The following is a 12,240-nucleotide window of genomic DNA, read 5'->3' as shown; positions in this document are numbered from 1 at the left end:
TGCCATAGCCAGGGCCAGGCACCGTTAATTTGTGTGACGGCCCGTCGGCCTTAAGGCTGCTTAGGCGCGATCGCCCAGCCAGGCTTGCACTTCGATTTCTACGTCTACGTTTTTGGCCAGCTTGGCTTCAACCAGCGAGCGGGTAGGCAGGGTGTCGCCAAAGCGCTCGGCGTAGACTTTGTTGAAGTCGGCAAACAAGGCCATGTCGGACAACCAGACAGTGGCTTTGACTACATCGGCCAGGGTGGCGTCAGCCAGAGCCAGGCCTTCGATCAGGCGATCAAATACGGCGTGGGTCTGGTCCTGGATGGAACCGCGCACCACTTCACCTTGGGCGTCGTAAGGAATCTGGCCGGACAAGAACAGAAAGCCGCCAGCCATGGTGGCACGCGAGAAGGGCAGTGGCAGTGGGCTGGCAATACGGCGGATACCGGACATGGAATACTCCTGATAGGGATGGTGGAAAATTCGGACTAGGCAGCAATGCGCGTTTATTCGCGTCTCTTGCCTACAATAAGGCGTCACTATACAACTTCAAATGAGGAGCGAGACGACGTGAGCAAGGAAATTTTGCAACGCCTGGACCAACTAAGCCAGGCCGCGCTGGTCAGCGGTGATTTGTTGCCCGTGCAAGCTCAGGAAGAGCTGATGCACGATCAGGGACTGACATTTTTTGTGCGTTGGGTATCCACTCTGGCGGCCAAGGATGCCGCCAGCGTCTCGATTCCAGGTGGTCCACGTGACCCCAATTTCAATCCCTTTTTGCCACCTGCCCCGGCACTGACAGTGGATGACGCCAGTAGTACGCACAATATCGTGCTGAACAAGTTTGCCGTCTGTGATCTGCATCTTGTGCTGGCCGACAAGGTGTTTTCCGAGCAGCTCAGCCCGTTGCGCGAGATTGATTTCCGAATTCTGGCGGATTTCCTGGCCGTGCAAGGCGGTCTGGGCTTTTATAACGGCGGTGGCCCGGCTGGGGCCAGTCAGCGTCATAAACATACACAATGGATTCCACAGGCGGCTAGCAACGGCTCGCTGGCCCTGTATCTGGACAAGCTCCCCACCCAGGCTGCGGCAGGCAGTGCGCATCAACATCCCGCGCTGGCTTTTGAACACTGTTTTGTGCGTTTGCAGGATGCGCAGGAGCCGGAAGTCCTGGCAGCCAGTCTTTTGAGTTCGTACCGAACTGCCTGCAATGAGTTGGGATTGGAAACGGCAGAAGATGGCTTGCTGCCGCCACATAATATGTTGGCAGGCCAGGGGTGGATGCTGGTGGTGCCTCGCAGCGTGGAGTTAGTTGACGGTATTTCGGTCAATGCACTGTCGTATGCAGGCTGCATTTATGTGCGTACCCCCGAGCAAATAGATCTGGTCCGCCAAATTGGCCCACTGGGTGTGCTGGCTCGTGCAGGCTATGCTCGTCGCGCCTGATCCTTGGGTTTGACCCTGCTGGATACGATGAACCCCGCTACGGCGGGGTTTTTATTTGGTTTTTGTAGCTTTATGAATCCATATTTACTCTTTGGAAACAAAAATAAAATATAGATGTTTAATGGAGGTTTAATTTCTATTCGTTGCGGTTTGATAAGGAATTAAGGGGTATTTAAAGAAAAAAATTGAAATAATGTAACTTTTGTTTTTGGAAATTAATTAAATAGAGGGTTTAAAAAAAATAGCTCATTTATAAGCGAGTCTTCTTGATTATTAGAATCTGTTCTAACTTGGAGTAATACGGCCTGTCTGATCTTGGGTGGATAGCTTATGCACGTCTCGTCTGAAGCTCATATTCTATTTATTGCTCCGGAACCGGCCGGTGTTGCAGACTTGCTGGTTTTATTACGCACTAATTTTGGTCGAATCAGTTTTGCGCTGGATGCGCAACAAGGTCTGGCTCGATGCCAGTCTCTGCGGCCTGATTTCATCTTGAGTGAATATCATCTACCTCGCTTGCGCGGGGATTCTTTCATGCGTCTGTTGCGCGCCAACCCGCAGACGGCGGCTATCCCTGTCGTATTTTTGTCGGCCTTGTCGTGTGCTGACAGCCAGTTGATGGCGTTGCGCAGTGGTGCTCGTGACTTCATCGACTATCGAACGAATGTGCAGTTGGTACTGGAACGGATTCGTTTGCATCTGAGTTTGAAGGAGATGCCTGAAGCGGGTGGTTCTCATGATTCCCCTTCTAGCCTGGAGGCTTGTCATGGGCTGCAGGTGCGCCATCATTTGGTGCAGGCTGTGCAGCAGTACGTGCTTCACAATCTGTCTGAGCCCCTGAGCACAGAGAGTCTGGCCGACTTGTTCGGGACGACGGGCAGACGCCTGAATGAGTTTTTCAAGACAAGCTGCGGCTTGACTGTGCATGATTACGTGCGTTCCAGCCGGATGAGGTATGCCATGCATTTGCTCAGGGGCACGGATATAGCTGTCACGAATGTGGCGGTTGAGGCCGGTTATGTGAACCCTGCCAATTTTGCTACTGCCTTCAGGCAGTACAGCGGCTTGTCACCCTCAGCCTACAGACAGCAGAACAGAACTAATATTTAGAACTAAATTTAAATTGATGATTCAATGAATGTTCATGTTTTTCAATAATTCAAACGGCTAACGTAAAAATTCAAAAGTAATTATTAAAAGTTGGTAAGAGAATAAAAAATATCCGAATAGGTGTAGGGGTTCGGTAAGACTTTTCTGAGTAATAAATTTCAATTTATCGCCATAACGAGGTGAGGGGCTGTGCCGTGCCTTGAAACTTTGTTACGCCAGCGCGAGGAATGAGCTCAGGGGGGCAGACATGACTAATTACTTTTGTAAGCGAACAGATCATGAACAGAATCTATAAGTCGGTTTGGAACGAGCGGACAGCAACCTTTGTGGCTGTTGCGGAAAATACCAAAACCTGCGGTAAGCGCAGCAGCGCAGGGTGCAGTGCATCGCCAGTTTTTGCAGGCTTGCGACCGGTCCTGCAGTTGCGCTCAGTTGTTCTGTCTTTACTGCTCCTGGGTGGACTTTCCTCTCCTGTTACCGCCCAGATAACAGACGGTTGGGAGCTTAGCGTGGATGGGGCCACTCCCTTCCATGTTATTCCGGGTGGGGCGTTCGTCCTGAGTTCGGGCAGTAATATGGTCTTGACCCAGACAGGTCAGTCCGTCTCTGTTGCATTGAGCTCTGACCTTAATGTGGACTCTGTCACGGCCACTGGCGCAATCAAAGGGGCGAGTGGGGAATTCACTGGGCAGTTAAGCGCGGGCTCAGCCGTCTTGCAAGGCGGATTACAGGCAAGCTCTGCGGCTATTACCAATACTGTGACGGCTGGTAATGTGAACACCGGTAGTTTGACAGTTGCAGGCAACAGTAGCTTGCGCGGGGTGAATGTAAATAACAACAAAATCACTGGCTTGGCGGATGCGACAGTCAGCGCTGCCAGCACGGAGGCAGTGTCTGGCAAGGTTTTGTATGGTGCGTTGAACTCGGGCGATGGAATGAAGTATTTCCATAGTAAGTCAACCAAGGCCGATTCAGTGGCCAGTGCAGCGGATGCGCTGGCTATCGGTCCGCAGGCTTTAGCCTCCGGTGAGGCAGCTTTGGCGGCGGGGCTGCAGTCCCAGGCTGCGGGCAAGGAATCGGTTTCCCTGGGTGCTCGTGCTGGAGTCGACAACACGGTTGTCAATGGGGTGATGATTGGCAGTGATGCCGGGATACAGAGCAAGGGCAATGGCTTGGTTGCTTTGGGTAACAAGGCGGGCCAGCGGCTGGAAGGTAACAATAATGTAGCAATTGGTAATGCGGCGGCCAGCTTGGTCGATCCTCTGGAAGTCGACAACACGGTTGCGGTTGGTAATCAAGCCCAGGCCAAGGCAACTGGAGCTATTGCGGTGGGCAATAGCGCGAATGTAGGTTTGTTGGCGACCAATGCAATTGCATTGGGGCACAACTCCACCGTTGCGCAGGATGCTGCCGGGGCAACGGCGGTGGGTTCAGGAGCAAGGGTTTGGGGCGTGGCTGGTACCGCAATGGGCACTGGTGCAAGTAGTTCCGGGACAGGATCCACAGCGATTGGTAACGTGGCCGAGGCATCCGGTAGTGCTGCTTTTGCCGGGGGGAGTGGCTCCAAGGCATTCGGTAGTAATTCGGTGGCAGTAGGCGCAGGGGCGATGAGCAACACCACTTCAGGTGTGTCTATTGGAGAAGGCGCCGGCTCGAATGCGGGTACACCGGTGATTGGCAACCGCTTCGGTCAGGTGGCTGTAGGGGGGCTGGCAGGGCAGGGAGTATATGGTGGTTATAACGTCGCTCTTGGCTACAAATCAGGTAGTGATATCACGGGCGACGATACGGTTTCTATTGGACGGGAGGCGGGCAACAAGCTTACTGGCGACCGTACGGTCAGCATTGGCTACGGTGCCAATAATCTGCCCGGTCAAACGGGTTCAGGCAGCCCGGTTGCCCCACCCGTGAAAGCGGCACATGCAGTCTCCATTGGTGAGCGGTCTCGTTCAGGTGCAGATGGCTCTATTGCATTGGGTTCCATGGCTACCGTCGTTGATTACGATATTGGCGGCATTGCGATTGGTAATCAGGCATTGGTTTATGCGGGTACTTCAACCAATGCGGCTGCAGGTGGAGTTGCGTTGGGCGATCAGGCTCATGTCACGCATGCCAATAGCGTTGCAATTGGTGCCAATTCGAGGTCCGTCCAGACAGTGGGAGCGGGTTACGGTTCCGCATCTGGGGCATTGTTACCTTCATCCAGCGTGTCAATTGGCACGGTAGGAGGGGAGCGTCGCTTAAGCAATTTGGCTGCTGGCCGTTTGGATACGGATGCAGTCAATGTCAGTCAGCTCAAGCTGCTCCATGGAGATTTAACGGCCATTGTGGGTGGCAACTTGAAATGGGACGCAAACGGGCAGATGACTGGCCCGGCATTTATTATTAAAGACGAAAACGGGAATGATCATACCTATACCTCTATCGGGTCCGCATTTGAGGCCATGCGCACGGGGGTAGCAGGAGCGATTTCGGGACTGTCTGCTGTCACCTACTCCAATGCCGATCGCAGCTTGATTGATCTTGACAGTTCGACAGGAGCACCTGTGCGAATTTCCAATTTGGCCGCAGGGATAGCTGCAGGTGATGCTGTCAACAAAGGACAGTTGGAAGAACTGGAGTCAACGCTGATTGCGAGCCGCCAGCGCTATGTCAGTGTTAACTCCTCCAATAACCCCAATGAAAATAATAACGGTGCCACTGGTGCTGATGCGATAGCCATTGGGGCTGTGGCTCGTGGTTCCGGAACAGGGGCAACGGCGATTGGCTTGAATTCATCAGCGGGTGGGTTGACGCAGGCAAATCTGACCACCGCTATTGGTTCACATACCGAGGCCTCGGGCTTGGGGGCTACCGCCTTGGGCACCTCTGCCACGGCAGCGTCCGAGAGCTCCATTGCCCTTGGTCAGGAGTCGCGGGTATCGGATACGTCGAATTACGCGGTGGCCATTGGCTACAAAGCAGAGGTGATGGGTGATGCGCTGGCGCATGCCAAAGGAGCTGTGGCAATTGGGGAGCAGGCTCGAGTTACCCAGGAAGGGGGGATTGCTTTTGGACGCAATGCCTACGATCAAGCGATAGATGGCATCTCGATTGGTACCAGTTCCAGTGTTGCTCGGGGAGCATCGCAGAGCGTGGCGCTGGGCAGTGGCTCCTCGGCCTCGGGCAGCCAGTCCGTGGCGCTGGGCCATCAGGCTTTTGTGGCGGGCAGTGGCTCCCTGGCCTTGGGTCAAGGTAGCAAGACCCGTGCCAGCAATGCTGTGGGGGCCGGTTCGGATGTCGAGGCTGATGGTCGCCGTTCCATTGCTGTGGGTGACAAGGCCAAAGCCGGCTGGATTGAAGAAAAAACAGGTCCCAATGGCTTGATCGAATACATCCTGCACGGTGAAGGGGCGATGAGCGTGGGCGCAGGTTCCAACGCCAAGGAAGATGGTGGCTTGGCGCTGGGCTTCAAAGCCATTTCCGAAGGCCTGGATGCCTCGGCTCTGGGGACTAATGCCCAGGCTTTGGCGGCCGGGTCCCAGGTCTGGGGTAAGGATACGCGCGCTTCTGCCGAGAAGTCGTTGGCGATGGGGCAGGGCGCGATTGCCAATGAGACGGCAATTCAGGGGATGGCTCTGGGTGCGGGTGCAACCGTGTCGGCAGCCGGTGCAGTGGCGCTGGGGGCGGGGGCCACAACGAATGCGGCTTACACATCCTCGACTGCGCGCTATACAGGCACGGTTACGCAGGAAGCCAAGCAAGGTGTGGTATCGATCGGTAATGGCTCAGAACAACGTCGTATCACCAATCTGGCCGGTGGTCAGGATCTGACCGATGCGGTCAACGTTGCTCAGCTGATCAAGCTGGACCAGGATCTGACGGCCTTGGGGACCAACTACAGCGGCAATAACTTCAGTAGCGGTAACAGCAATACGACGATTCACAAGAATCTGGGACAACGCCTGGAGATTCTGGGTGGGGCGAGCACCGCCGGTAATTACAGCGGTGCCAATCTGCGTACTCAGGTCCTGAACGGTCAGTTGCAGGTGCAGATTGCCGAGACCCCGTTCTTCAAGGGTGCTGATATGGGCAGCCAGAAGATCACCAATGTGGCCAAGGGAACCACAGGGACCGATGCGGTGAATCTGAGCCAGTTGACGGACGCCGAAGGTGGCTTGACGGCCAAGGGCATGGAGTTTGCTGCACAAAGCGGTACAGCCGTACATCGTGATCTGGGCCAGACACTGACCATCAAGGGCAGCAATGCCAATCTGAGTACCTCCACGGTGGGGGGCGATACGGTGCAAGTTGCCCTTAATGATGATCTGACACTGACCAGCGTCACCACGGGTGATACCGAGATGACGACCGCGGGAGTGAAGGTCAAGGGTGCCACGGGCAAACCTGATGTCATTCTGGGCAATACCGGCCTGACGATCGGGCAAGTCAATCTGACCAATGCCGGTCTGACCGCCTTCAATGTGGTGATTAATGACCAGGGCATCCATGCCGGTAATCAGAAGATCACCGGTGTGGAGAAAGGGGTGGCAGCGACCGATGCGGTGAACGTCAGCCAACTGGAAGGCCGTGATGATGGTTTGACCGCCAAGGGCATGAACTTTGCGGGCAGCACCGGCACGGCAGTGCATCGTGATCTGGGAGAGACGCTGAAGATTGTGGGCAGCAATAGCAATCTGAGCACCAGTGGCGACGGCAGCGACACCTTGAGCATTGCCTTGAATGACGATCTGGACCTCAAGAGTGTGACCGTGAAAGGCACGGATGGCGCTCCTGACGTGGTCATGAATAATCTGGGCTTTGCCATCGGGACGAACATTGCCTTGAGCACTGCCGGACTGCGCGCTGGCAACGTGATGGTGTCGGCAACGGACAATGACATTACCGGCTTGAGCAACCGTACCCTGACGGGGGCCAACTTTGGCAAGAGCGGTCGTGCCGCCACTGAAGAGCAACTGGATCTGGTGCGGGGCGAAACCCAGAATCTGGGGGATCGTGCTGTCAAGTACGACCTGAATCCGGACCAGTCAGTGAACTATGGCAAGGTCACCATGGCCGGAGCCGAGTCTACTGATGGCGGTCGTACGGGTGGCACGGGCATCACTAATGTGGCGCGTGGTGATATCTCCGCGAACAGTACCGATGCGGTCAATGGCAGCCAGATTCACGATATGGGTGAAAGCATCGCCAGCGGCATGGGTGGGGGTTCGAAGTTCGAGAACGGCAAGCTGGTTACGGAGCTGAACGTAGGCGATAAAACCTATAACAACGTGAACGATGCTTTGGGTGGCTTGAATACCAAGGTAGAGAACGTGACCGAGCTGGCCAGTGCGGGCTGGAACATCCAGACCAATGGCGATACGGCCAGCAATGTCGCCCCCAAGTCCACGGTGCAGTTCCTTAATGGCGACAACATCGAAATCTCGCGCTCCGGTACGGACGTGACAGTAGCCCTGGCGCAGGACATCAAGGTGAACAGTGTGGTGGCCAAGTCCGTCACTACCAATGAAGTGAAGATTGTCGATGGCCCAACCATGAATCAGCAGGGTATCGACATGCACGACAAGACCATCAGCAATCTGGCCGATGGTCAGGCACCGCAAGATGCCGTCAACGTGCGTCAGTTGAGCCAGGCGACCTCCAATATCACCAATCAGTTCAACCATCTGGACCGTCGTATCGACAAGGTGGAGAACCGGGCGAGTGCTGGTGTGGCAGCCGCCATGGCAATGGCCGGTTTGCCGCAAGCCTATGTCCCCGGCAAGAGCATGTTCTCCGTTTCTGGCGGTGTATGGCGTGGTGAAAGTGGCTACGCCATGGGCTTGTCCACGGTGACAGACAGCGGCAGTTGGGTCCTGAAGGGCAACGTTGCGGGATCCTCCCGTGGTGATTACGGTGGCTCGGTGGGTGTGGGGTATCAATGGTAAAGGGGTGAGGGCTAAGGGTCGCGTGCCTGGGCACGCGACCCTTTTTTCTGGGCTATGCCCGGTGTCTAGAACGGGGCCGCAGCGGCGGGTCAAAGCGGAGAGTGAATATGGCGACAACGCATAGTCAAACAGGGCAAGCAGTACTGGGCACGGCTATAGGCATGATGCTGTTTTTACTGGCCGGGTGCCAGACCACAACAGCAGGAGGTGGGGCTGATTTGAGCCCGCCAGCACTGGCAAGCCACTATGAGCAGGAAGGGGCAGATGGAACACGCAGTTTTTTGGCATCGCAGACACAGCGCTCGGTGCAGGTTCCTCAAGTAGATTTCTACGTGGGAATGCGCCAAGCCGTCCCCGGTCTGGTGCAAGTGCAGGGACCGCAAGGCCCCCTGTGGTTGTATCCGCAAGTTGTTGTGCAGCGCAGCGATTTGACGCGTGTGGCGTCCTTGCGGACCGAACAGGGACAGCATCTTGCTCGATTCCAATTGAATTCTTTGGGCGCGCGTAAGTTGGCCGAGGCCAGCTCTGGTAATGTGGGAGCCTTGCTGGTTTTGGTTATGGAAGATCAAGTGGCACAAGTCGCCCGAATTGGCGAGCCCTTGAAGCAGGGGGCTATTTATCTATCCATGCCTGACGACGCAGCAGCACAGCGTTTGTTAAGGCAGGTCCAAGGGTAAAAAAAACATAAAGTGCCTGATAGGGCCAGCAAGGGTGAGGACTATGACGGTAGAACAGATTTTTCTGTTGTATGACGACAAGGCTAGTTTGCAGCAGATCGCTTTGGAGTCGGAGCAGTGGGGGGTGAGGATCCAGACGGTAGAGACGATGGAGCAGTGTCTGTCTCAGGCACATGCTTGCGGGGCGGAGACGGTGTTTGCTTTGGTGTGTCAGGCAGACAACGTTTTTTTACACATCAATCGTTTGCGTATGGATTTTCCTGCCGCCGGCGTCATCGTTGTGCGGCGCGACAAAATGGCCGGCCTGGAACGGGGACATTTGTTGCTTGCCGGGGCGGACGCCTGCTTTGATCAGGAGGCTTTGCCGGTGGAGGTGGTCGCTTGCGTGCAGGCCTTGCGCCGGCGTGGTTATGCCCTGCAGCGAAGCTTGCGTGGTTCTCCTGCAGAGCCGCTCAAAGCAGGCAATATCGCTTATAGATCCGAGCAGGAGCCAGATTCCCAGCTTTGGGATTTGATGGAGAATGGCTGGACCATGATCACACCCAGAGGACACTCGGTCATGTTGACCCGCGGCGAGCGGCGTATTGTCCAGGTTCTCTTTGCAGTCAGCCCCCAAACCGTAGAGCGCGATCGTCTTTTTCCGCTGGAGGAAGGGCGGGAGGCAACTGCCCGTTCTGTGGACGTTTTGATCAGTCGCTTGAAACGTAAATTAACCGCCATGGGAGAGGAGCTGCCCATTCGTTCGGTACGCGGGGAAGGCTACGCTTTTGTGGGTAAAGTGCCCCTAGCATGTCAGGAGCTGGCACGCGTGAGCCTTAATAATGATGAGGTCTATGAATGACTCGGAAAGGGCTTGAGAGCCCGTTCTCGATGCTGAAACAGCATGATATAGACCCTTAAATTTTAAATATGTATAATTGATCGCTCTGGTTCATTGAATCAGCTTCTCGAACAGGCCGTTCAGGTGCGACAAAATTGCATAACAAAATGGCGGCTCGTTCTTCAACAGGTTGTTGCACAACAACCCGGCTTTAGCCCGAAACACCTTGCCCGGCCCTTGGGTCGCGGAACAACCAGCCGACTGTCTCACACGACATCGGCCTGCAACAGAGCGGCTTGTCTCTGGCCATGTTTATTTGCTGTAAGGCCCGCAGACTCGCCGCAATGTGAGGCACTTTGCGCTGTGTCTTGCTTTTTTCTCGCTTTGGCTTGTGCCAAGGGCGGGGGCGTTTGTGCGCGCGTTCGGTTCAAGTGTTTCGGTTCTGGTCCTGGGATGGGTGTCGCCCAGCGCGTTAATGCGGAATCGGCATGCATGCGAGTGAGCCAGGTGGTGCAAGTGGCTCTCGCGCAGAAGAGAAAAGGAAAGACATGCAAGAGGCGGAGTTTTTTACGCTTTCAACCACGACGGCCATATTGTTATTGGTCGGCTTTTATGGCGCGACGTTCCTGATGTCGCTCATGATTGGTCAAAAGAAAGAAAACGTGGACGGATACATGGTATCCAACAGTGCGGTGGGGTTTGGCCTGTCGGCGGCCAGCATGATTGCCACCTGGGTATGGGCGGCGTCGTTTTATGCCAGCGCGACCTCGGGCTTCAAGTACGGGCTATCCGGCCCTCTGCATTACGGGCTATGGGGAGCCTTGATGATCTTGTTCATCTACCCCTTCGGGCGACGTTTTCGCCAGTTGGCCCCGCAGGCGCACACCCTGGCCGAGGTGCTGCATGCACGGCACGGCTCGTCCAGCCAGATGATTATGGCGATTTCCAACGTGGTAGGCAGTGGTATCAGCCTGATGGTGAACTTCACCGCGGCAGGTGCGTTGGTCTCGATCCTTAGCCCTCTGACATTTATTCAAGGTGTGCTGATTGCGGGTCTGGGCGTCTTGTCCTATACCCTGTGGTCGGGGTTCCGCGCCTCGGTGATGACGGACTTTGCCCAGCTGGTTGCCATGATTTTGTCGGCCGTGGTCATTATCCCGCTGATCTTCTTTAACGCCGGTGGCCCGGAGATGGTGCAGGCCAACTGGTGGCGTCTGGATTCCGAGCAAGCCAACTTCTATTCCACCAAGGCAATTCTGGAGCAGGGGGCGCCGTACTTTGTAGCGGTGCTGGCGTACGCGATTGGTAACCAAACCATTGCCCAGCGCCTGTTCGCCGTACGCGAGGACCTGATCAAACCCACTTTCCTGACGGCCACCATTGGCTATGGTGCTGTGGTGATTGGTCTGGGCATGTTGGGTTTGCTGGCTCTGTTCACCGGCTTGCAGCCTGTGGATGGAAACATGAACAACATCATCCCGCAGATGGCGTCCACCTACTTGCCGCCATTTGGCATTGCCTTGTTCTTCATCCTGGTGGTGGGCTCCTTGTCCTCCACGGCGGACTCGGACCTGGCTGCATTGTCGGCTATCGTGATGACCGACATCTACGCCAAAAACATTGCTCGTGGTCGTCCAAAACCAGCCCGCATGTTGTGGTGGGGCCGTATCACCATGGTGGTTGCCACGATGGTGGGTGTGATCTTCGCCAGCCTGAAGCTGGATATTCTGGTCATGCTGGTGTTTGTGGGTGCGCTGTGGGGCGCGATTGTGTTCCCGGTCATTGTCAGCTTTTACTGGGATCGTGTTACCAACAAAGCCTTTAGCTGGTCGGTTTTGTGTGCCGTCGTGCTGTTTACGATCGTGCGTTTTGAGTTGATTCCTATCGAAGGTGCGGTAGCCGTGTTCTATGAGATTACCGCTTCGATTGGTGGCGGTGTGGTTGCCGGTTTGATGGCTTTTGCCTTCTTCCGCAGCCGTATTGCGATTGCGGTGGGGGTGATTGCCACTGCGATTCTTTTGCCCAACTTCATTGGCTTTTTGCGTGAGTACCTTGTTTTGATGGGTTCCCTGACCGCCTATGGCGTTAGCGCTGTGGTGTGTGTGGCCATCAGCTTGCGTAGTCAGGAACGTTTTGATTTCTCTGTGCTTGCCGAGCGTGTGCAGTCGTTTCACTACGATGACACACCTGCACCGAGCAAGCAGAAAGCTCGGGAGTCGAAACAAGGTGAGCCAGCCTCGGCTCGTGCTTGAGGGTATGAGACAAGACGTTAAAA

7 protein-coding genes and 1 pseudogene are annotated in these 12,240 nt (G+C 55.4%); 7 read left to right on the top strand and 1 reads right to left on the bottom strand.

Annotated features, from left to right (window positions below; genetic code table 11):
• Nucleotides 1-60: 60 nt before the first annotated feature.
• On the bottom strand, nt 61-438 hold the full coding sequence (locus M2Q46_RS12060) for a RidA family protein (protein WP_009462650.1): 378 nt from the start codon (nt 436-438) through the stop codon (nt 61-63).
• A 117-nt stretch (nt 439-555) separates the two neighbouring features.
• Here M2Q46_RS12060 and M2Q46_RS12055 point away from each other — a divergent pair, with 117 nt between their 5' ends.
• The 7 genes and pseudogenes from M2Q46_RS12055 to M2Q46_RS12030 all read left to right on the top strand — a co-directional run bounded on the left by M2Q46_RS12055 (nt 556) and on the right by M2Q46_RS12030 (nt 12,217).
• Entirely contained in the window at nt 556-1,431 is an 876-nt protein-coding gene (locus M2Q46_RS12055; RefSeq protein WP_302357309.1) for a phosphorylase, read from the top strand.
• A gap of 330 nt (nt 1,432-1,761) precedes the next feature.
• Complete coding sequence (locus M2Q46_RS12050; protein ID WP_302357308.1) at nt 1,762-2,541, top strand: DNA-binding response regulator; 780 nt, start codon at nt 1,762-1,764, stop codon at nt 2,539-2,541.
• A gap of 278 nt (nt 2,542-2,819) precedes the next feature.
• A pseudogene (locus M2Q46_RS18785) lies at nt 2,820-2,930 on the top strand (ESPR domain-containing protein); the annotation flags it as partial.
• A gap of 120 nt (nt 2,931-3,050) precedes the next feature.
• A complete protein-coding gene (locus M2Q46_RS12045) occupies nt 3,051-8,468 on the top strand; it encodes a YadA-like family protein (protein WP_302357307.1) in 5,418 nt (1,805 codons plus the stop codon).
• A 107-nt stretch (nt 8,469-8,575) separates the two neighbouring features.
• On the top strand, nt 8,576-9,145 hold the full coding sequence (locus M2Q46_RS12040; RefSeq protein ID WP_302357306.1) for a hypothetical protein: 570 nt from the start codon (nt 8,576-8,578) through the stop codon (nt 9,143-9,145).
• 43 nt (nt 9,146-9,188) lie between these two features.
• Nucleotides 9,189-9,986 carry a winged helix-turn-helix domain-containing protein gene (locus M2Q46_RS12035; RefSeq protein WP_302357305.1) on the top strand — a complete coding sequence of 266 codons (798 nt, stop codon included), beginning with the start codon at nt 9,189-9,191 and terminating at the stop codon, nt 9,984-9,986.
• A gap of 527 nt (nt 9,987-10,513) precedes the next feature.
• The gene (locus M2Q46_RS12030) at nt 10,514-12,217 is read left to right on the top strand and encodes a sodium:solute symporter family protein (protein ID WP_060186164.1); all 1,704 of its coding nucleotides are present in this window, start codon (nt 10,514-10,516) and stop codon (nt 12,215-12,217) included.
• The last annotated feature ends 23 nt before the right edge of the window (nt 12,218-12,240 follow it).

The organism is Alcaligenes sp. YSL9, from assembly GCF_030515105.1.
Lineage (GTDB): Bacteria > Pseudomonadota > Gammaproteobacteria > Burkholderiales > Burkholderiaceae_B > Alcaligenes > Alcaligenes phenolicus.
The sequence above is the reverse complement of the archived record's forward strand: the minus strand, read 5'-3'. Positions and strand labels throughout refer to the sequence as shown.